Annotated in this window: 19 protein-coding genes; 10 read left to right on the forward strand and 9 right to left on the reverse strand. The window is 70.2% G+C overall.

Annotation, left to right across the window (positions count from 1 at the left end; genetic code table 11):
- The first annotated feature begins 94 nt into the window (after positions 1 to 94).
- Together AC1ROY_RS01130 and AC1ROY_RS01135 are read left to right on the forward strand one after the other, a co-directional pair.
- On the forward strand, positions 95 to 358 hold the full coding sequence (locus tag AC1ROY_RS01130) for a hypothetical protein (RefSeq protein ID WP_493146386.1): 264 nt from the start codon (positions 95 to 97) through the stop codon (positions 356 to 358).
- 218 nt (positions 359 to 576) lie between these two features.
- A complete protein-coding gene (locus AC1ROY_RS01135; protein WP_493146388.1) occupies positions 577 to 849 on the forward strand; it encodes a hypothetical protein in 273 nt (90 codons plus the stop codon).
- Positions 850 to 928: 79 nt separating this feature from the next.
- Here AC1ROY_RS01135 and AC1ROY_RS01140 read toward each other — a convergent pair whose 3' ends face one another.
- From AC1ROY_RS01140 to AC1ROY_RS01150, 3 genes are all read right to left on the reverse strand, one after another.
- Positions 929 to 1,636: an AzlC family ABC transporter permease gene (locus AC1ROY_RS01140; protein ID WP_493146390.1), complete on the reverse strand. Its 708-nt coding sequence runs from the start codon at positions 1,634 to 1,636 to the stop codon at positions 929 to 931.
- Complete coding sequence (locus AC1ROY_RS01145) at positions 1,633 to 2,193, reverse strand: regulatory protein RecX (RefSeq protein ID WP_493146391.1); 561 nt, start codon at positions 2,191 to 2,193, stop codon at positions 1,633 to 1,635. The genes AC1ROY_RS01140 and AC1ROY_RS01145 overlap by 4 nt, the downstream gene beginning before the upstream one ends.
- 160 nt (positions 2,194 to 2,353) lie before the next feature.
- The gene (locus tag AC1ROY_RS01150) at positions 2,354 to 2,800 is read right to left on the reverse strand and encodes an RrF2 family transcriptional regulator (RefSeq protein ID WP_493146392.1); all 447 of its coding nucleotides are present in this window, start codon (positions 2,798 to 2,800) and stop codon (positions 2,354 to 2,356) included.
- Positions 2,801 to 2,904: 104 nt separating this feature from the next.
- Between AC1ROY_RS01150 and cysK the strand changes: the two genes are divergently transcribed.
- The 5 genes from cysK to AC1ROY_RS01175 all read left to right on the forward strand — a co-directional run bounded on the left by cysK (position 2,905) and on the right by AC1ROY_RS01175 (position 8,043).
- Complete coding sequence (gene cysK, locus AC1ROY_RS01155; protein WP_493146393.1) at positions 2,905 to 3,867, forward strand: cysteine synthase A; 963 nt, start codon at positions 2,905 to 2,907, stop codon at positions 3,865 to 3,867.
- Between the two features lie 71 nt (positions 3,868 to 3,938).
- Complete coding sequence (locus tag AC1ROY_RS01160; RefSeq protein ID WP_493146394.1) at positions 3,939 to 6,347, forward strand: FtsK/SpoIIIE family DNA translocase; 2,409 nt, start codon at positions 3,939 to 3,941, stop codon at positions 6,345 to 6,347.
- A gap of 3 nt (positions 6,348 to 6,350) precedes the next feature.
- Entirely contained in the window at positions 6,351 to 6,773 is a 423-nt protein-coding gene (locus AC1ROY_RS01165; RefSeq protein WP_493146396.1) for a GFA family protein, read from the forward strand.
- Positions 6,774 to 6,902: 129 nt separating this feature from the next.
- Positions 6,903 to 7,613: a carbonic anhydrase gene (locus AC1ROY_RS01170; protein WP_493146397.1), complete on the forward strand. Its 711-nt coding sequence runs from the start codon at positions 6,903 to 6,905 to the stop codon at positions 7,611 to 7,613.
- A 49-nt stretch (positions 7,614 to 7,662) separates the two neighbouring features.
- On the forward strand, positions 7,663 to 8,043 hold the full coding sequence (locus tag AC1ROY_RS01175) for a rhodanese-like domain-containing protein (protein ID WP_493146399.1): 381 nt from the start codon (positions 7,663 to 7,665) through the stop codon (positions 8,041 to 8,043).
- 6 nt (positions 8,044 to 8,049) lie between these two features.
- On the opposite strand, the gene AC1ROY_RS01180 is transcribed toward AC1ROY_RS01175, so the two are convergent.
- Positions 8,050 to 9,468, reverse strand: a complete 1,419-nt coding sequence (locus tag AC1ROY_RS01180; protein ID WP_493146400.1) for a phospholipase D family protein — start codon at positions 9,466 to 9,468, stop codon at positions 8,050 to 8,052.
- 171 nt (positions 9,469 to 9,639) lie between these two features.
- Here AC1ROY_RS01180 and AC1ROY_RS01185 point away from each other — a divergent pair, with 171 nt between their 5' ends.
- The gene (locus AC1ROY_RS01185; protein ID WP_493146401.1) at positions 9,640 to 10,647 is read left to right on the forward strand and encodes an LLM class flavin-dependent oxidoreductase; all 1,008 of its coding nucleotides are present in this window, start codon (positions 9,640 to 9,642) and stop codon (positions 10,645 to 10,647) included.
- 82 nt (positions 10,648 to 10,729) lie between these two features.
- On the forward strand, positions 10,730 to 11,077 hold the full coding sequence (locus AC1ROY_RS01190) for a hypothetical protein (protein WP_493146403.1): 348 nt from the start codon (positions 10,730 to 10,732) through the stop codon (positions 11,075 to 11,077).
- 33 nt (positions 11,078 to 11,110) lie between these two features.
- Here the strand turns inward: AC1ROY_RS01190 and AC1ROY_RS01195 are convergent, their stop codons facing one another.
- From AC1ROY_RS01195 to AC1ROY_RS01210, 4 genes are all read right to left on the reverse strand, one after another.
- Complete coding sequence (locus AC1ROY_RS01195; protein WP_493146404.1) at positions 11,111 to 12,277, reverse strand: glutathionylspermidine synthase family protein; 1,167 nt, start codon at positions 12,275 to 12,277, stop codon at positions 11,111 to 11,113.
- Positions 12,277 to 13,002 carry a DUF1190 domain-containing protein gene (locus AC1ROY_RS01200; protein ID WP_493146405.1) on the reverse strand — a complete coding sequence of 242 codons (726 nt, stop codon included), beginning with the start codon at positions 13,000 to 13,002 and terminating at the stop codon, positions 12,277 to 12,279. The genes AC1ROY_RS01195 and AC1ROY_RS01200 overlap by 1 nt, the downstream gene beginning before the upstream one ends.
- An 11-nt stretch (positions 13,003 to 13,013) precedes the next feature.
- Entirely contained in the window at positions 13,014 to 13,418 is a 405-nt protein-coding gene (locus tag AC1ROY_RS01205; protein WP_493146407.1) for a DUF350 domain-containing protein, read from the reverse strand.
- Between the two features lie 189 nt (positions 13,419 to 13,607).
- Positions 13,608 to 14,339 carry a transporter substrate-binding domain-containing protein gene (locus tag AC1ROY_RS01210; protein ID WP_493146408.1) on the reverse strand — a complete coding sequence of 244 codons (732 nt, stop codon included), beginning with the start codon at positions 14,337 to 14,339 and terminating at the stop codon, positions 13,608 to 13,610.
- 192 nt (positions 14,340 to 14,531) lie between these two features.
- On the opposite strand from AC1ROY_RS01210, the gene AC1ROY_RS01215 reads away from it, so the two are divergent.
- Entirely contained in the window at positions 14,532 to 15,326 is a 795-nt protein-coding gene (locus tag AC1ROY_RS01215) for a hypothetical protein (protein ID WP_493146409.1), read from the forward strand.
- Between the two features lie 42 nt (positions 15,327 to 15,368).
- Here the strand turns inward: AC1ROY_RS01215 and AC1ROY_RS01220 are convergent, their stop codons facing one another.
- Entirely contained in the window at positions 15,369 to 18,536 is a 3,168-nt protein-coding gene (locus AC1ROY_RS01220; RefSeq protein ID WP_493146411.1) for an efflux RND transporter permease subunit, read from the reverse strand.
- Between the last annotated feature and the right edge of the window lie 25 nt (positions 18,537 to 18,561).

The raw sequence follows: 18,561 nt of genomic DNA on the forward strand, positions 1-18,561 counted from the left end.
TCGCGGCATTAGCGGAATGTCATCGAGACGCCTATGTGTATCTACACGAGACGGCCACTCCCGACCGCCCCGATTTCAGACGGGAACAATCGTCATGATCCGCAACACCCTCCTCGCCGCCGCCTTCATGGGCCTCACCGCCGCCAGCGCCTTCGCCGCCGGCCCGACCCTGGTCGACGAGGCCAACAGCCCCACCATCGTCTACGACGCGCCGTCGGCGAACATCGTCGGCTCGGCCAACGCGACCGTCAGCGGCGCGCCCGGCCAGGCCCAGTACGAGACGCAGCGCGTCTTCCGCACGCAGGCGCCTTCCCTCGCGCGGAACCCGTCGCAGATCGTGGTCGACAGCAGCAACTGAGCTGGGCGCCACCTCGATGTCGGGAAGGGCCGGTGGAGCGATCCACCGGCCTTTTTCGTGCGCCCAGAGGGCTCTCCGGCGAAAGGTTACGCGCCCGGCCATCGCCGAGGCGAATGTCCGATCCCCGTTTCGCGCGGTGGTTGAAACCCGGCAGGGCGCCATGTCCCCCTGTACGAGACGGCCAATCCCGACCGCCCCGGATCGTTTGGGATATCACGATGCTCCGTAACGTCCTTTTCGCCACAGTCATGACCGGTCTGTTTTCCGCGGCGGCTCTTGCACAGACCAACCCGCCGCAGGCGCCGGCCGCTCAGTCCACCCCGTCCTGGCAATCCATCGTGGGTGGCGCCAATGCGGTCGTCACCGGTTCGCCGCATGAGCAGGAGTATCACACGCGGCAGGTTTTCCGCACGCAGACCCCGCCGGACCAGGATGCCTACCCCTATGGCGTCGACCAGGACTGGCAGATTCCGGTGAAAAGCCACAGCTGAGCTTGGCCTGAAACTGCTCCCAAGCGGCCGGCGGATCACTCCGCCGGCCGCTCCTGCGTTCCGCGGCCGAAGGATCGGCCTATCCCCGCCGCATGTCCCGCCAGGCACCCGCCGCGCCGCCCAGGATCGCCCCCGCCAGCACCGGCCAGGGCTGACCAAACCCGAGCCCCTGGGATACCGCCAGCGCCGCCGCCGCGGCCACGCACCAGGGAAGGATGTCCGTCCTGCCGCGGCAGAGCGGCACCATCAGCGCGATGAGGGTGGCCAGGCTCGCGAAGAAGATCGGATGGCCCGGCGGCAGCGAGATCGCCCCCGCGAAGGCGTAGCCGACGCCGCAGAAGAAGACCCAGAAGCCCCAGAAGGTCAGCCCGACGCCCAGCAGCAGCCCCGCGTCGCGCCCGCCGGCGCGCTGGTCGGCGATGGCGATGGCGAAGCTGTTGTCCACCAGCGTCGCCAGCGTGCCCCAGAGCTTCCATCCCCTGAGACGGTCGAGCCAGGGCGCCAGTGCCGCGCCCATCGGCGCGAGGCGCAGGTTGATCACGGTGCAGGCCAGGGTCGCGGCGAAGATGGGCGCGGGATCGGCCCAGATCTGCAGCGCCACGAGCTGGCTCGTGCCGGCGAAGACCGCGGCCGACATGAGGACCGTCTCCAGGAAGGAAAGGCCCTGCGCGTCGGACATCACGCCGATGATGAGGCCGAAGGGCAGCACCGCCGGAATCATGGGCAGCGAGATGCGCACGCCCCTCATCACGCCCTTCCGGGTGAAGACGACCCGCGAGCCGCTCACCGCCGCGCCGCCAGGAGTTCCTCGGCCTCCGCGCGCGTGAGCCGCAGGGCGCGGCGCGCGACCTCGCCGCCGAAGCCCGCCCGCGCCAGGCTCGCCAGCCACTTTTGCCGAGTTGCCGGATCGGGCTCGGCCGCGAAGGCGCCCATCCGGCGCTTCCGGCAGAGAATCACCGCCGAGGTCAGCTCGTCCGGCACGTCCTCCTGGCCGAGCGCCGCGCGGGCCGTCTCGCCGGCGACGCCCTTGGCCGCGAGATGCGCCAGCGTGGCCCGCGCCGAGCGCCCACTGCCCAGCAGCCGCCGCGCCCGAGCGTTCGCGAAGCCGGCATCGTCCACCGCGCCGGCCTGCACGAGGCGCGCCGCGATGGCCGCCGCGCGCGCGTTCGCGGCGGCGACCTCGGCGGCCACCGCCTCTGTGTCCTGGCCGGCCGCCTCGGCCTCGCGCGCCCAGCGGCGGATGCGGTTGCCCAGGACGCGCCGCAGCCCGGCCTCCGTCGCCGCGAAGCGCGCGAGATGCGCGAGGGCCGCGTTGTGCAGGGAGGATTCGGTGATCTTCGGCATCAGAGAAGGATCGAGGGGGCTTTACCCCCTCGAGCACCCCCAGCAAGAACCTCAGGTTCTTGCATCTCCGATAAGTGAAGGGGTCCAGGGCCTAAAGCCCTGGTGGGGGGAGCGCGAGGGGGGCGAAGCCCCTCTCGCATCCTGCATGGCCAGGCGGTCATCAGATCACGAAGTGCAGCGGCTCCGACACCGGCCGGCGCAGCCCGGCGGCGGCGGCGCGCTTCAGCAGCTCCTCGAGCGTGATGGACTGCAGCTTCTTCTCCACCCCCGCGTCGAGCTCGTTCCAGAGCGGCGCCGTCACCAGCGTCGCGAGCTTGCCGGGCGGCGGATCGGCCGTCTCGTCCTCGGTCACGGCGGCGATGATCTCGGCCAGCTTCACCTCACGCGGCGCCCGGGCCATGCGATAGCCGCCCCGCGGGCCGCGCACGCTGTCCAGCAGGCCGGAGCGCACCAGCGCCTGCAGCAGCGGCTCGATTCCGCGGCGCGCGGCGTTCAGCCGCTCGGCGATCTCGGCCGCGCCCGTGACCTCGCCGCCCCGCCCCGCGTGGAAGGCGATGTCGAGCGCGATGTCGAGCGCGAGCAGCGCGCGGTCCCGCCGGAGCAGCATGATTCGAGAATCTCCCGTTGATTCGCGTAGAATTTGGCGGGTTCGGCGCGAAATTCCAACCCGCCTCTCGCAACGCGCGACGATTTTCGTGCTACCGGAAAAAGATGGACGCCGAATCACCCCAGGCTGGCCAGGGCCTGCATGCCAGCATCCTCTCGACCATCGGCAACACGCCGACGGTGCTGCTCCCGCGCCTCATGGCCGAGGAGAAGTTGCCGGCGCGCCTCGCGCTGAAGCTGGAGTTCTTCAATCCCGGCGGCTCGGTGAAGGACCGCATCGGGCTCTCCATGGTCGAGGCGGCCGAGGCCGCCGGCATCATCGCCCCCGGCCGCTCCACCATCATCGAGCCGACCTCGGGCAACACCGGCATCGCGCTGGCGCTGGTCGCCGCGGCCAAGGGCTACCGGCTGATCGTGGTGATGCCCGACGCCGCCTCCATCGAGCGGCGCAAGATGCTGAAGCTGCTGGGCGCGGAGCTGGAGCTCACACCCGGCCGGAAGGGCATGGCGGCCGCCATCGCCCGCGCCGAGGAGATCCTGGCCACCACCCCCGGCGCCTGGATCGCGCGCCAGTTCGACAACCCCGCCAACCCCGACATCCACGCCCGCACCACCGCCGAGGAGATCTGGCGCGACACCGCGGGCGAGGTCGACGCGGTGGTCGGTGGCATCGGCACGGGCGGCACGCTGACCGGCGTCGCCCGCGCGCTGAAGCCGCGCAAGGCAGGGCTGCGGGTCATCGGCGTGGAGCCGGCCGAATCGGCGGTGCTGAACGGCGACGAGCCGGGGCCGCACCTGATCCAGGGCATCGGTGCCGGCTTCCGGCCCGGCGTGCTGGACCTCGAGAGCCTCGACGGCGTGGAGCGGGTCGCCGAGCGCGACGCCTTCGCCGCGGCGCGCGCCGTGGCGAAGCTGGATGGCGTGCCCGTCGGCATCTCCACGGGCGCGGTGCTGGCCGCGATGATGCGGATCGCGCGGCAGCCGGGCATGGAGGGGAAGCTGATCGTCGGCATCGCCGCCTCCTTTGCGGAACGCTATCTCTCGACCGATCTCTTCGAAGGTCTGTAGCGAACACCCTTTGCGCCTGTTATCCTGCGAATCCCCCCGGCTGTTCCCCTCCCCCCTGAGGTCTGGCCGCAATGGCGCGTGAACTTGCCGAGCCTTCCGACCCCGCCGCCGGGCTGGGGCGTCTTGCCTCGCCCGCGGTCAAGGCCGCGATCCGGCGCCGTGCGAACGAGCTGGGCGGGCTGCTGCTCGGCTTCCTCGGGCTGGCACTGCTCGTCGCCATCGGCACCTACAACCCGGCCGACCCTTCGCTCTCCACTGCGACCAGCCTGCGCCCGACCAACCTCGCCGGGCCCGTGGGCGCCGTTGTCTCGGACATCCTCTGGCAGGCCTGCGGCTGGGCCGCCTATCTGCCGGGCGTGGTGCTGCTGGGCTGGGCGCTGCGCATGGCGACACATCGCGGCGTGAGCCTGCTGCCGGCGCGCATCGCGGCGCTGCTGCTGGCGACGCCGCTCTTCGCCGCGCTGCTCGCGCTCCTGCCCGGCGCCGACGGCGGCGCGGCCGGGCCGCTGGTCGCCGAGGCGCTGCTGAACGGGCTGGAGGGCGCCTTCGGCCCGCTCGGCCGCCTCACGACCCAGCTCATCACCGGCGGCCTGACCGCGGTGCTGGTCTACATCGCCTTCGGCTTCTCGCCGGGCGAGTGGCGCCGCGCCGCGCGCGTCTCGGCCGTCGCCGCCTCGCGCGGCATGGGCAGCGCGGCCGAGTTCGGCGTGCGCAAGCGGCACCACCTGCTCCGCCCCTTCCTCTGGATGGGCCGCGGCACGAAGAACCTCATGGCCCGCCGCCGGATCGAGCCCGCGGCCGACCTCATGGACGTGCTGCAGGAGGCGGACCGCGTCGCCGCCGAGCCGGTGCGCCCGCCGCTGAAGCGAGAGCCGGAGGTTCGCCCCGCGCCGCGCAGCCAGCCGCGCGTGGCCACGCCGGCCAAGGCCAAGGCGCCGGTGCCCGAGCAGGCCTCGCTGGACCTCCCCATCGAGGGCTGGCGCACCCCCTCGCTCGACCTGCTGGCCCCCACCCCGCCCCGCCCGCCCGGCGGCCCCTCCGCCGAGGCGCTGCAGGCCAATGCCCGCATGCTGGAGCAGGTGCTGAACGACTACGGCGTGAACGGCGCGATCACCGAGATCCGGCCCGGCCCCGTGGTCACGCTCTACGAGCTGGAGCCGGCGCCGGGCACCAAGTCCTCGCGCGTCATCGGCCTCGCCGACGACATCGCGCGCAGCATGAGCGTGGTGGCCGTGCGCATCGCCACCGTGCCGGGCCGCAGCGTGATGGGCATCGAGATGCCCAACGTGAAGCGCGAGACGGTCTACCTGCGGGAGATGCTGGCCTCGGACGAGTACCAGCGGAACACGAGCGCGCTGCCGCTCATCCTCGGCAAGGACATCGGCGGGGCGCCGATCATCGCCGACCTCGCGCGCATGCCGCACCTGCTGATCGCGGGCACCACGGGCTCGGGCAAGTCGGTGGGGATCAACACGATGATCCTCTCGCTGCTCTACAAGCACAGCCCCTCGGAATGCCGCTTCATCATGATCGACCCGAAGATGCTGGAGCTGTCGGTCTACGACCGCATCCCGCACCTGCTGGCGCCCGTCGTGACCGAGCCGCCCAAGGCCATCGGCGCGCTGAAGTGGACCGTGCGCGAGATGGAGCGCCGCTACCGCGCGATGAGCCAGATCGGCGTGCGCAACATCGCCGGCTACAACGAGAAGGTCTCGGCGGCACTCGCCCGCGGCGAGCTGCTGACGCGCCGCGTGCAGACCGGCTTCGACCCGGAGACCAACAAGCCCGTCTTCGAGGATCAGGCGCTCTCGCTGCAGAAGCTGCCGATGATCGTCGTCGTCATCGACGAGATGGCGGACCTGATGATCGTCGCCGGCAAGGAGATCGAGGCCGCGGTGCAGCGCCTCGCGCAGATGGCGCGCGCGGCGGGCATCCACGTCATCATGGCGACGCAGCGGCCGTCCGTGGACGTCATCACCGGCACCATCAAGGCGAACTTCCCGACGCGCATCTCCTTCCAGGTCACGAGCAAGATCGACAGCCGCACCATCCTCGGCGAGCAGGGCGCGGAGCAGCTGCTGGGCCAGGGCGACATGCTCTTCCTGCCCGGCGGCGGCCGCATGACCCGCGTGCACGGCCCCTTCGTGAAGGACAGCGAGGTCGAGGAGATCACCAACTGGCTGCGCGAGCAGGGCGAGCCCGACTATGTCGAGGAGGTCACCGAGGTGGACGAGGAGGGCGAATCGGGCCTGTCCGGCATCGCCGCCGCCTCGGATGCCGACAAGTCGCTCTTCGACCAGGCCGTCGATGTCGTGACGCGCGAGGGAAAAGCCAGCACCAGCTTCATCCAGCGGCACCTGAACATCGGCTACAACCGCGCGGCCAAGCTCATCGAGCAGATGGAGAAGGAGGGGATCGTCAGCCCCGCCAACCACGTCGGCAAGCGCGAGATCCTGGCGCGGCGCCAGACGGAGGACTGAGACGTGGGCGAACCGGTTACCGGCCGCTGCCTCTGCGGTGCCGTGCAGTTCAGCTTCGCCCAGGAGCCCATGGTGCGCCGGGCCTGCTGGTGCCGCGACTGCCAGTACCTCGCCGCCGGCAATTCCACGGTCAACGTGATCTTCCGCAAGGCCGGCTTTGCCTGCACGGGCGAGGTCACCGCCTATGAGAGCCTGGCCGACAGCGGCACGCCCATGCGCCGCAGCTTCTGCCCCAGATGTGGCACCCCCCTCTTCAGCGAGGCCGCGACCCGGCCGGATGTCATGGTCGTCCGCGTGGGTGCGCTGGACGATCCCGAGCTCGGCCGGCCCGAGGGCTTCATCTGGACCGCCTCGGCGCCGCGCTGGGGCCATGTGGATTCGAATTTAGCCAATTGCGAAGGCCAGCCGGCACCCGTCCGGAAATAGGGGTTGCGCGATCCCCTGCCGCCTCGCGAGGCTGGGGTCGAGGATTGACGCCAACATCCCAACGCGCTGTCACACGTCCCCAGGTTGGAATGCGTTCGGAACGAACTGACGATTCCGAGGAGTTGCAGGATGTGTGCGATCTGCGCGAAGGCGGGGCGATGGCGCCGCGCGGCGGCCGCGCCCCATGACGAGGGGCGCGGGCCGGCCATTCCCCCGGCCGAGGCCGTGGCCGAGCCCCCGCGCTCGGCCGCCGGCACGCCCGACGACGCGCTGCGCCTCCTGATGGAGGGCAATGCCCGCTACGTCGCGAACGAGCCCATGGAGCGCGACTACTCCGCCGGCCGCCCCAGCCGCGCGTTGGGCCAGGCGCCCTTCGCCTCCATCATCGGCTGCTCGGATTCGCGCGTCCTGGCCGAGATGGTCTTCGACCGGGGGCCGGGCGACCTCTTCATCGTGCGCGTCGCCGGGAATTTCGTGACGGAGAAGGGGCTCGGGAGCCTCGAGTTCAGCGCCGCCATGCTGGGCGTGAAGCTCATCATGGTGCTGGGCCACACCAGCTGTGGCGCGGTGGAGGCCACGGTGCGGTCCCTGCAGACCGGCGAGACCTATCCGGGCCATATCGGCCATCTGGTGGACGCCATGGCGCCCGGAATCCGCCCCGTGCTCGCGGAGCCCGGCGAGGACCTGAACCACCGCGCGATGCTCGCCAATGTGAAGTACCATGTGGAGATGCTGCGCACCGCGCAGCCGATCCTGGCCGGGATGGTCGAGCGCGGCGAGCTGCGCGTGGTGGGCGGGGTCTACGACCTCGCCACGGGGCGGGTCGAGCTGATCGACTAGCCCCGCGCCTTGCCCTAGCCTCCCTGGCATAACCCACGGAGGAAGACCCATGGTCCTGAGCGTCCAGCAGATGCTCGCCGAAGCCGAGGCCGCCGTGCCCCGGATCTCTCCCGACGAAGCCAAGGGCCTGGTGGGCCGGCCGGATGTCGTCTTCCTCGATGTGCGGGAGCCGAACGAGGTCGCGGTCTCAGGCAAGGTGCCGGGCGCGCTGACCATCCCCCGTGGACTGGTCGAGTTCCGTGCCGATCCGGCCTCGCCCCTGCACGATGCGAATTTCGACCGGGCGAAGACCGTGGTGGCCTATTGCGCGTCGGGCGGGCGTTCGGCGTTGGTGCTGAAGACGCTCAAGGACATGGGCTACGACAATGTCCGCAACCTCGGCGGCTTCAAGGGCTGGGTCGACGCCGGCGGGTCGATCGAGAAGGCCTGAGCTCCGTCAGAGCTGGGATTCCACGGGCAGCCAGCGCACCAGCCAGGCGAGGCAGCGCCGCCGGAAGGTCGAGTCGGGCTCGGAGCCGTTGCAGCCCTCCCAGACCAGCCGCCCCTTCACCAGCGCGAGCTTCCAGCTCCGCACCGGCGCGGCCAGCCGGCGGAATTGCCGCCGCACCATCCGGGCCAGCGCGGCGTGGTGCACCAGCACGCCCATCTCGGTGTTCAGCGCGATCGAGCGCGGGTCGAGGTTGAAGGAGCCGACCAGCACCGGCCCGTCATCCACCAGCACCGCCTTGGTGTGCAGGCTCGCACCGCGCGAGCCGAAGACGCCGGCCCTGGGCTCGCCGATGGCCTTGAGCTCGTGGATCTCCACGCCCTCGGCCAGCAGCCGCTCGCGGTAGCGCACGTAGCCGCCATGGACCGCGACCACGTCGGTCGCCGCCAGCGAGTTGGTGACGACCGAGACGCGCACGCCGCGCCGCCGCAGCGCGATCAGCTCCTCCGTGCCCGCCTCGCCCGGCACGAAATAGGGCGAGATGAGCAGCGCCTCGCGCTTCGCGGAGGCCAGCAGGTCGTGCACGACCGGGGCGATGACGCTGGGCTCGCGTCCCCGCACCTTCTCCGGCGGATCGGCGAGGATACGGATGGCGTCGTTGGCGATCTCGATCCCGACGGGCGCGGCGACGTTCCGCGCGGCCTCCAGCACCTCCAGCGCCTCGGGCGAGGCGGCGGCGGCCTCCAGCTTGCGGCGCAGCTTCTTCAGCGCCGATTTCCGCGTGCGCATGCGCGGCAGCCGGCGCAGAGGCCGGGCCAGCGGGCTGCGCCAGTAGGATTCGAAGAGCGCCGTCGCCTCCTCGGCCGCCGGACCCTGCACCGAGACGTCGAGATCACGGAAATTGAAGTCGGCCGGGGCGTCGAAATAGCGGTCGCCGATGTTGCGGCCGCCGCAGATCACGGTCTCGCTATCGGCGATCCAGGCCTTGTTGTGCATGCGCCGGTTGAGGTGCCAGCTGCCGAAGGCAAATTCCAGCAGCAGCCCGAGCCACCCCCAATGGCCCCAGTGCGAGGTGTTGAACCAGCGCAGCGAGATGCGGGGATGGCCGCTCAGGGAGGCGATGTCCCGCTCGCGCCCTATGCCGTAGAGGTCGTCGATGAGGATGCGCACGCGCACGCCGCGATCGGCCGCCATCAGGGCCTCGCGCGCCATCAGCCGGCCGGTCACGTCGCCGTGCCAGAGGTAGTATTGCAGGTCGAGCGTGCGGGCCGCCGAGCGCGCCGAGGCCACCCGCGCGGCGAAGGCCGCGTCGCCGTCGGCGAGCAGCGCCACGCGGCTCACCGCATGGGCGGGGTGCGAGCCCTCGGGCGGCGGCGGCGCGGTGCGCGCCACCTCTTCCACGCGGGCCTCGGCTTGTGGTTCGGGCATCAGCAATCCGTATGGCGAACCATCGGTCCGTGAAATGGGTCGCTTCCTCCGATCGTTTACCCCAGGGGGCAGGCTTCATGCGAACGATGCAAGGGCGGCAGGGTTTCCTGAACATGCCCATTGCGGGAGGCCGCGCCTTCCACCCGGACGATCGGCTCCTATATCGCAGGCATGACCGCGCTCTCCGTCCTCGACCTCTCCCCCGTCCCCGATGGCAGCAGCGCCGGCGACGCGCTGCGCAACTCGGCCGACCTGGCGCATCACGTGGAGGCGCTGGGCTATCGCCGCTACTGGATGGCCGAGCACCACAACATGCCCGGCATCGCCAGCGCCGCGACGGCGGTGGCGCTGGCCCATGTGGCGACCCACACCTCGACCATCCGGCTCGGCGCCGGCGGCATCATGCTGCCGAACCATGCGCCGCTGATCATCGCCGAGCAGTTCGGCACGCTGGCGGCGCTGCATCCGGGGCGGATCGACCTCGGGCTCGGACGGGCGCCCGGCACGGACCAGAACACCATGCGCGCGCTGCGGCGCAACCTCGGCACCGGGCCGGACGAGTTTCCCCGGGATGTCGTGGAGCTGATGGAATATTTCAAACCCGCGGTGCCGGGGCAGGCCATTCAGGCGGTGCCGGGCGCGGGGCTGGAGATGGAGTTCTGGATCCTGGGCTCCAGCACCTATGGCGCGCAGCTCGCGGCGATGCTGGGGCTGCCCTATGCCTTCGCCTCGCATTTCGCGCCACAGCAGATAATGGAGGCCGCGGCGATCTATCGCGAGCGCTTCAAGCCTGTCGGGAAGCTGGAAAAGCCGTACCTGATGCTCGGCTGCGGCGTCTTCGCGGCGGAGACGGATGCGGAGGCGAAACTGCTGTTCTCCTCGCAGCAGCAGGCCTTCTACAACCTGCGCACAGGACAGCCGGGCAAGCTGCCACGGCCCTTGGAGGGCTTCGAGGAATCGCTCGATCCCTATGCGCAGCGGGTGCTGCGCAGCACGCTCTCCTGCTCCTTCGTGGGCGCGCGGGAGACGGTGCGGCGGCAGCTCGCCGAGTTCATCGAGCGGACCGGCGCCGACGAGCTGATGGTGACCGCGCAGATCCACGATCCGGAGGCGCGCAAGCGGTCCTTCACGATCCTGTCGGAGATCCACGCGGAGATGGCGGCCGTGCCCGCGCAGTAGCGGCCCCCCGGACGACACAACGCCCGCTCACCGGTCATATCTGCGATAACGTCCTTCATCGCAGATATTAAGGGAGCATGTGATGGCCGACTTCAGACTGCCCCTGTCAGGAGACGTTCAGCAGTCGATCCTGCCGTGGACATTCCTTTTCAATCCGATAGGCAGCCAGCTCGGGTTGGTGAACTACACCATCAACATGGGCGCCTCCTCGGAGCCGAGGGTCGAAGCGGCCGTCCTGACGAAGGTGGCCAGCTACGGCAAGCAGCTCGGCCGTATCGAGGACGCGCTGGCCATAGTGCTGAAGACCTTCGACGGTCAGCTCAGAAAGGACGATGAGGCGGCGAAGGCCCTCGATGCGTTTTCCCGCATGATGGGGGAGATCGCCGCCGTGAAGGAGGAGCAGAGCCAGAGGGCATTGGCCAGCACATGAACCGAAGGCGAGTGCATGCCCAGCACATGGGCATCAGAAATAATGCGGCACCACCCGGCTCGTGTCCCGCATGATGGCCTGCCGGCTCTCGCGGATGATGATCCCCGCCGATTCCGCCCCGACGATCCAGGAGCCGATCAGCGCCTTCCACCCGTCGCGCTGAGGCAGCGTGGCCATGGCCTGCGTCACGAAGCGCACGGTGTCGCCGCCATAGGGGCCCTCGGTCGAGGCCACGGTCAGCCCGCCCTGCCGCATTGTGATGTTCGCGCCCTCGCGCCCGAGGCAAGGCTTCTGCACATAGGCGCCGTCCAGCGCCACGCGGCCCGGCACCGTCTCCAGCAGGTTCGGATGGCCCGGGAAGAGCCGCCAGAGCACGGCCATGATCATCTTGTCGGACAGCACCGCCTTCCAGGGCGGCTCCAACACGCCGCAGGAATCCGAGGCCAGGTTCGGCCCGAAGGCGTCGCGCTCCACCCACTCCCACGGGTAGAGCTTGTGCAGGAAGTGGATGCGCTGGTCGGCCTCGTCCATGAACTGCACGCCGTTCCAGCCGATGCGGTGGATGTCGATCGCCACGGTGCGGATGCCGGCCTGCTCCGCGAGGTCGCGGTAGTAGGTCGCATGCGCCCATTCCTCCGCGCTGTCCTCGAAGGCGGCGAAGTGGACGGGCTTTCCCTGCACGCGCGGGGCAAGCTCGCGGAAGGCGGCCAGCAGCTTCTCGTGCAGCGAGTTGAACTGGTCGGAATCGGGATGCGTGTCCTGCAGCCAGAACCACTGCGCGACGGCCGTCTCGATGGCGAGGGTCGGCGTGTCGGCGTTGTACTCCAGCATCTTCACCACGCCGGCGCGGTCGTCGAAGGCGAGGTCGAAGCGGCCCATCAGCGTGGGGTCGCCGCGCATCCAGGAGCGGCGGAGGTAGTCGGCCATCCAGTCCGGCAGGCCGAAGAGCTCCTGCAGCTGCCCGGGCTCGCGGTTCACCAGGAAGTCCACCGCGTCGAGGCAGCGGGCGTGCAGCTCCGAGGTCGCGTCGTCCAGCAGGTCCACCTCGGCGGAGGTGAGCCGCCAGTGCGACGCCTCGTGCCACCACAGCCCGCCATCCGTGCCGGGCTGCGGCTCCGCGCCGTTGGAGTGGTAGGTCAGGCCCACCTCCTCCAGCCTGGCCTGCCAGCCCGTCCGCGGCGCGGTCTCGAAGCGCTCCATCAGCTGCTGCTGCTGAAGCCGCGCGCCGAGGCGCCGAAGCCGCCGCGCGAGATCGCCGCCGTGCTCGCCCGCCCCATCGCCGAGCTGCCGGAGCCGGTGGAGATGGTCCGCGCCATGTCGGGCGAGGCCGTGAAGGCCGCGGAGCCGCCGCGCGAGACGGTGTTGCTCGTGGTGCCGGCATAGCTGGTGCCGCTGTAGTAGAAGCGGCCGCCGCTGCTGCCCGACGACGACGAGGACGAACTGCGGGGCGCGCAGGCGGGGGCACCGGGCTGCGACGGCATGCCCGGCTGGCATTCGCCGGGCGGGCGGCCGGCATAGAGCGGCGAGGTCACGCGGCCCTGGCCGTTGTCCATCATCCGCCCCACCAGCACGCCGGCGAGCACCGGGATCGCGACCGCCGCGCCGACGGCGCCCGCGGTCAGCAGGGTCTTGTCGGCGGGGCGGCTGGCCGGCGTGGTTTCGCAATCGTTGCCGGTGGCCTCGCGGCATTCCTCGACCGTCGCGTAGCGCGGCGCCGAGGCGAGGTGCTGCTGCCGCGCCTGCCGGAAGGTCTGCTGGCAATCCGCCTGGGCGTCGGAGCCGTAGCGGGCGGTGCAGGAGGCCTCGTCGGTGACGACGTAGTCGGTGGAGTCGAGGTCGTCGCCGCCGCTGAAGGCATAGACTGCGACTGCGGCACCCGAGGCGGCGGCGAGGATGGTGAGCGTGACGACGGTGGAACGGCGCATGTGAACCTCCCTCAGAAGGCCATGGTGGCGGCGTTGAGCGTACCGGCCGAGACCGAGGTCGAAGCCAGCATGATGCCGGAGGAGAGCTGCCCCTCCTCCATCCGGTGGGGCAGGTCCTCGCCCAGCAGCAACCGCGCGACATAGAAGGCGGCGACCTGCACGACGAGGCCGACGATCCCCCAGACGAGGAGGTCCACCCGGCTCACCGCGTGCAGCATCACCGAGGCCACGACGAGCGAGTAGCCGAGGAGGGCGCCGGAGAAGCTCACCGCCGCGGCGATGTTGCCGGCGCGGATCAGCCGGAGCTCGGCCCAGGGCGTCACCCGGATGTAGATCGCGGCAAAGCCGGCCAGCAGGATCGCGCAGACCGGAAACCACGTCAGGAAGGCCGGCAGCGTGGCGAGATAATTCGTCATGTTCCCTCCCTGGCGGCCTGCGGGCATTCAGGCTGCGGGCGCGTTCGGCGGCGCTTTCCGCGCCTGCCGCCTTGGGCTCGCAGGCAGGAAAAGTCCCTGGCCGACCGCATCCCGGGCCTGAATGTCCACAGGCCGGATACATGCCAAGTCCAGCATTTTCCGGGAGGTGACGCTACGGCAATTCAGGTGTCACGCGACAGGCGCGACAGAAAGCCCCCTCACCTGGTGCTCCTGGATGAAGCGGGCGACGAGGCCGGACCGCTTCGCCTCCTCCACGAAGTCGCGGAGGAAGGCCTCGGCGGCGGGCTTGCCGCGCAGCGTGCCGACGGCCTGCTGCACCGCCATGAAGTTGCCGTCCAGGATGCGCGATCCCGGGAAGAACTCGGCGTCGGTGAGCAGGCGCGGGCGCAGGCCGGCGAGGACCTCCAGCTTCTGCTCGGCGAACAGCTGCACGGTGGCGTCGAGGCCCTGGCCGCGGACCAGCGTCGCCTGCTTGATGTTGCGCTCCAGCCAGAGGTCGTAGGCCGCGCGGGCCGAGACGGCGATGCGGATGCCGGGCCGGTCCACCTGGTCGATCGCGGTGATGGGTGAGCCGGCGGGCACCAGGTAGGTGCACTCGATCTCGGCATAGGCGTTGGTGAAGGCGATCTTCTCGGCGCGCTGCGGCTCGGCGCCGATGTTGACGATGTCCCAGGCGTCGGTGCCGGCGGCGTCGCCGGCCAGGCCCGGATTGGCGTAGGTCACGTACTGTACCGGCACGCCGAGCCGGTCGGCGATGGCCTTGGCCATGCTGGGGGAGACGCCGGTCGGCCCGCCATCGGGGCTGCGGCCGTTCACCAGCAGGAAGTTGGACATGTTGATGGCCGCGCGCAGCACCCCCTTGGGCGCGAGCTGGGCGACGATCTCCGGCGTGACGTTCATGGCGGTCCTCCCGACCTCGTTCGGCGGAGCCTAGCAGACTGGAAGCGCCTGCCCAGGCGCCTCCCGAACGGCGCGTCATCCCTGTCGCGGCGGAAGCGGTGGATTTCTTCTTGCCTTTCTCCGGTCGATATTCGTTACTTCATGTAGTTTCAGAAAAACTCCGCCAATTTCGTGTCTTCACGGAGAGATCGAATGAAATACCGGGTCGTCGCGTCCGCCCTGATGCTTGCGGCACTGATACTCGGCGCGGGGGCCGCCTGGGCGCAGCCGGCGCCTCCCGCCAATCCGTCCCCTCAGATGGATCAGCTGACCAAGGAGCTTGGCGCGCTGGCGATCGTGGTGCTGCTCGTGGAATCCGCGCTGAACACGATCTTCCAGTGGCGCGTCTACCGCATGCTCTTCAACAACCGGGCGGTGAAGACGCTGGTCATGATCGGCGTGGGGCTGATCGTCGTGTGGAGCTCCGGCTACGACCCGTTCGAGCGGGCGGTAAGGCTCATCGTCAGCCCCGGCACGAGCGCCTGGATCTCGCCCTTCCTCTCCGCGCTGATCATCGCGGGCGGCAGTTCCGGCGTGAACACGATCCTGGTGCGCCTCGGCATCCGCAACCCCGTGCAGGCCGAGCCGGCTCCGCCCCCGCTGAGCGAGAAGCAGGCCTGGTTCTCGGTCCGGGTGCGGCGCGTCCAGGCCATCGGCCCGGTGGATATCAAGATCGAGGAGGATGCGGCCGCCCCGACAGGGCCCGTCCTCGCCGGCACCCTGGGCGAGAAGACCTTGTGGGAAAAACTGGTGGAAGCCTTCACCGCCGACGCCATGCGCTACCCGAACTATGGCGGGCGGACCGTGAGCACCGAGAAGACCTATACGATCAAAGCCACCGGCAAGCGCATCGAGGCCGGCTCGCCCGAACCGAAGGAGTTCTCCAAGGAGATCCACTCGGGAGGCTTCGCCCCGCGCGCCGTCGTCGATTTCGTCATCGACATGTAGGCCGCTCGGCCGCCGCCCGAGGACGGCGGCCGAGCCGTGGCGTCACGCCTCGGCGGTATGCTCGATCGCCGCGGCCGCCTTCTTCTTCCCGCTCCCCGCCAGCTTCTGCGCGACCACATAGAAGACTGGCGTGAAGAGCAGGCCGAAGAGCGTCACGCCCAGCATGCCGTAGAACACCGCGGTGCCCAGGCTCTGGCGCATCTCCGCGCCGGCGCCCGTCGCCACCGTGAGCGGCAGCACGCCCAGGATGAAGGCCAGCGACGTCATCAGGATGGGGCGCAGGCGCGTCCGGGCGGCAGCCGCGGCGGCCTCCCATCGCGTCATGCCCTCATGCTCGGCCGCCCGGGCGAACTCCACGATCAGGATCGCGTTCTTCGCCGCGAGGCCGACGAGCACCACCAGGCCCACCTGCACCAGCACGTTGTTGTCGAGACCGGCGTGGTGCACGCCCAGCAGCGCCGCCAGCACCGACATCGGCGCGATCAGCACCACCGCCAGCGGCAGCAGCCAGCTCTCGTACATCGCCGCCAGCACGAGGAAGACGAAGACCACCGCGAGGCCGAAGGCGATCGGCGCCGTGTTGCCCTGCGTCGTCTCCTGCAGCGCGATCTCGGTCCACTCGTAGCCGAAGCCCTCCGGCAGGTTCTCGCGCATCACCTTCTCCATGGCCGCGATCGCCTGGCCGGTGGAGTATCCGGGGATGGCCACGCCCTGCACCTCAGCCGCGGGAAAGAGGTTGTAGCGCGGCACGCGATAGGGGCCGGCCGTCTCGTGGAAGGTCGCGACGCTGCCCAGCGGCACCATGGCGCCGCTGTCGGTCCGCGCCCGCAGCGCCGCGATGTCGTCCACGGACATGCGGTGCTGCTGGTCGGCCTGCGCCGTGACGCGCCAGGTGCGGCCCAGCAGGTTGAAGTCGTTCACGAAAGCCGAGCCCATGTAGATGCTCATCGCCTCATGGATACGCGAGATGGGCAGGCCGATCATCTCCGCGCGGGGACGGTCGATATCCGCCCGGATCTGCGGGGTGGAGGTGTTGAACAGGCTGAAGGCGAAGGCGATGCCCGGCGTGCGGAAGGCCGCGCCGACCACCTGCTGGGTGACGCGCTCGAGCTCCTGCGGACCGCGGCCGGCGCGGTCCTGGATCATGAGCTTGAAGCCGCCGCCGGTGCCGATGCCCGGCACCGGCGGAGGCGGGATCACCAGCACCATCGCCGCGTCCTCGCCCGCCACGCGCCGCTGGATCTCGGCCAGGATCGAGTTGGCCGTGACGCCGAGATGCGTGCGCTCCTCGAAGGACTTCAGGCCGGCGAAGACCACGCCCGTGTTCGGGGCGTTGGTGAAGGTCGCGCCGTCCAGACCCACGAAGGCGATGGAGTTGGCGACGCCCGGCACCTGCGCGATGGCGTCCGAGGCGCGGCGGATCACCTCGTCCGTGCGGCTGAGGCTGGAGCCGGGCGGCAGCTGGAAGGCGGCGATGAGGTAGCCGCGATCCAGCGGCGGGATCAGGCCGGTCGGCGTCACCAGCACCTGGCGCGCCGTGGCGCCCAGCAGGCCGGCATAGAGGATCAGCAGGATCACCGGCAGCCGCACCAGCTTCCGTGTCAGCCCGCCATAGCCGAAGGAGAGCTTGTCGAAGAACCAGTTGAAGCCGCGGAAGAACAGCGTGATCGGCAGGAACAGCCGGTTCGGCTTGCCATGCCCGTGCGGCTTCAGCAGCAGCGCGGCCAGCGCCGGCGAGAGCGTCAGCGAGACGATCGCGGACAGCACCGTGGCGACCGAGATGGTCACCGCGAACTGCTTGTAGAAGGCGCCCGAGATGCCGCTGATGAAGGCCGTCGGCACGAAGACCGCGACCAGCACCATGGCGATGGCGATGAGCGCGAAGCCCACCTCGTCCATGGTCTTGCGCGCGGCCTCCAGCGGCGAGAGCCCGAGGGCCATGTGGCGCTCGGCGTTCTCCACCACGACGATCGCGTCGTCGACGACGATGCCGATGGCCAGGATCAGGCCGAACATGGTGAGCGAGTTCAGCGTGAAGCCCATCGCCAGAAGGATGGCGAAGGTGCCGATGATCGAGACCGGGATGGCCAGCAGCGGGATGACCGCCGCGCGCCAGTTCTGCAGGAAGAGGACCACCACCAGGACGACCAGGACGATCGCCTCGATGAAGGTGTGCAGCACCGCGTCCATGCTCTGGGCGATGAAGCGCGTCGGGTCGTAGACGATGTCGTAGGCGATGCCGCTCGGGAAGCTGCGCGCGGCCTCCTCCATCGTGGCGCGGATGGCGGCCGCGGTGGCGAGCGCGTTGCTGCCCGGCCGCTGGAAGACGCCGATGCCAACCGCCACGCGGTTATCGAGCAGCGCGTTGATGGTGTAGTCGTTCGCGCCGATCTCGGTATGCGCCACGTCGCGCAGCCGGATGGGCGCGCCGCCCGCGCCGGTGCCGATCACCTGCTCGTCGAACTGCTCGGGCGAGGCCAGACGGCCCTGCGCCTGCAGCGCGATCTCGAAGGCGCCGGCGGCATTGGCGCGCGGGGCCTGGCCGATGGCGCCGGCCGCGACCTGCACGTTGGCACGCTGCAGGGCGGCGACGACGTCGCCGGCCGACATGCCGCGGGCTGCGACGCGGTCGGGATCCAGCCAGACGCGCATGGCGTAGTCGCGGGCGCCGAAGACCTGCGCGTCACCGACGCCCTCAAGCCGCGCGAGACGGTCCTTGATGGTCAGCGTCGCGTAGTTGGAGACGTATTCCGGGCTGCGGCTGCCGTCGGGCGAGAGCATGTGCACGACCATGAGGAAGTCCGGCGAGGCCTTCTTCACGGTCACGCCCAGGCGCCGCACGTCCTCGGGGAGCCGCGGCTCGGCGATGGCGACGCGGTTCTGCACCAGCACCTGCGCCTGGTCGGCGTTCACGCCCTGGCGGAAGACGACGCTGATGTTGAGGCGACCGTCGCCCGTCGATTGCGAGGAGACATAGAGCATCCCGTCGACGCCGTTGATCTCCTGCTCGATCGGGCCGGCGACGGTGGAGGCGATGGTCTCCGCCGAGGCGCCGGGATAGAGCGCGGTGACCTGCACGGTGGGGGGCGCGATCTCGGGAAACTCGCCGATGGGCAGGCGGGTGGCCGCGATCGCGCCGATCAGCGTGATCGCGATGGACAGGACCGCCGCGAAGACGGGCCGGTCGATGAAGAAACGGGCTAAGCGCATCTTCGTGTTCTTTCTCAGGTGCCGG

Source organism: Roseococcus sp. GW821-FHT12F05 (assembly GCF_058806835.1).

Excerpts from the sequence above, each read along its gene's own strand:
- AC1ROY_RS01130 (WP_493146386.1), top strand. The coding sequence starts at position 95 with ATGATCCGCAACACCCTCCTCGCCGCCGCCTTCATGGGCCTCACCGCC.
- AC1ROY_RS01135 (WP_493146388.1), top strand. The coding sequence starts at position 577 with ATGCTCCGTAACGTCCTTTTCGCCACAGTCATGACCGGTCTGTTTTCC.
- AC1ROY_RS01145 (WP_493146391.1), bottom strand. The coding sequence starts at position 2,193 with ATGCCGAAGATCACCGAATCCTCCCTGCACAACGCGGCCCTCGCGCAT.
- AC1ROY_RS01150 (WP_493146392.1), bottom strand. The coding sequence starts at position 2,800 with ATGCTGCTCCGGCGGGACCGCGCGCTGCTCGCGCTCGACATCGCGCTC.
- cysK (WP_493146393.1), top strand. The coding sequence starts at position 2,905 with ATGGACGCCGAATCACCCCAGGCTGGCCAGGGCCTGCATGCCAGCATC.
- AC1ROY_RS01160 (WP_493146394.1), top strand. The coding sequence starts at position 3,939 with ATGGCGCGTGAACTTGCCGAGCCTTCCGACCCCGCCGCCGGGCTGGGG.
- AC1ROY_RS01170 (WP_493146397.1), top strand. The coding sequence starts at position 6,903 with ATGTGTGCGATCTGCGCGAAGGCGGGGCGATGGCGCCGCGCGGCGGCC.
- AC1ROY_RS01175 (WP_493146399.1), top strand. The coding sequence starts at position 7,663 with ATGGTCCTGAGCGTCCAGCAGATGCTCGCCGAAGCCGAGGCCGCCGTG.
- AC1ROY_RS01180 (WP_493146400.1), bottom strand. The coding sequence starts at position 9,468 with ATGCCCGAACCACAAGCCGAGGCCCGCGTGGAAGAGGTGGCGCGCACC.
- AC1ROY_RS01185 (WP_493146401.1), top strand. The coding sequence starts at position 9,640 with ATGACCGCGCTCTCCGTCCTCGACCTCTCCCCCGTCCCCGATGGCAGC.
- AC1ROY_RS01190 (WP_493146403.1), top strand. The coding sequence starts at position 10,730 with ATGGCCGACTTCAGACTGCCCCTGTCAGGAGACGTTCAGCAGTCGATC.
- AC1ROY_RS01195 (WP_493146404.1), bottom strand. The coding sequence starts at position 12,277 with ATGGAGCGCTTCGAGACCGCGCCGCGGACGGGCTGGCAGGCCAGGCTG.
- AC1ROY_RS01200 (WP_493146405.1), bottom strand. The coding sequence starts at position 13,002 with ATGCGCCGTTCCACCGTCGTCACGCTCACCATCCTCGCCGCCGCCTCG.
- AC1ROY_RS01205 (WP_493146407.1), bottom strand. The coding sequence starts at position 13,418 with ATGACGAATTATCTCGCCACGCTGCCGGCCTTCCTGACGTGGTTTCCG.
- AC1ROY_RS01210 (WP_493146408.1), bottom strand. The coding sequence starts at position 14,339 with ATGAACGTCACGCCGGAGATCGTCGCCCAGCTCGCGCCCAAGGGGGTG.
- AC1ROY_RS01215 (WP_493146409.1), top strand. The coding sequence starts at position 14,532 with ATGAAATACCGGGTCGTCGCGTCCGCCCTGATGCTTGCGGCACTGATA.
- AC1ROY_RS01220 (WP_493146411.1), bottom strand. The coding sequence starts at position 18,536 with ATGCGCTTAGCCCGTTTCTTCATCGACCGGCCCGTCTTCGCGGCGGTC.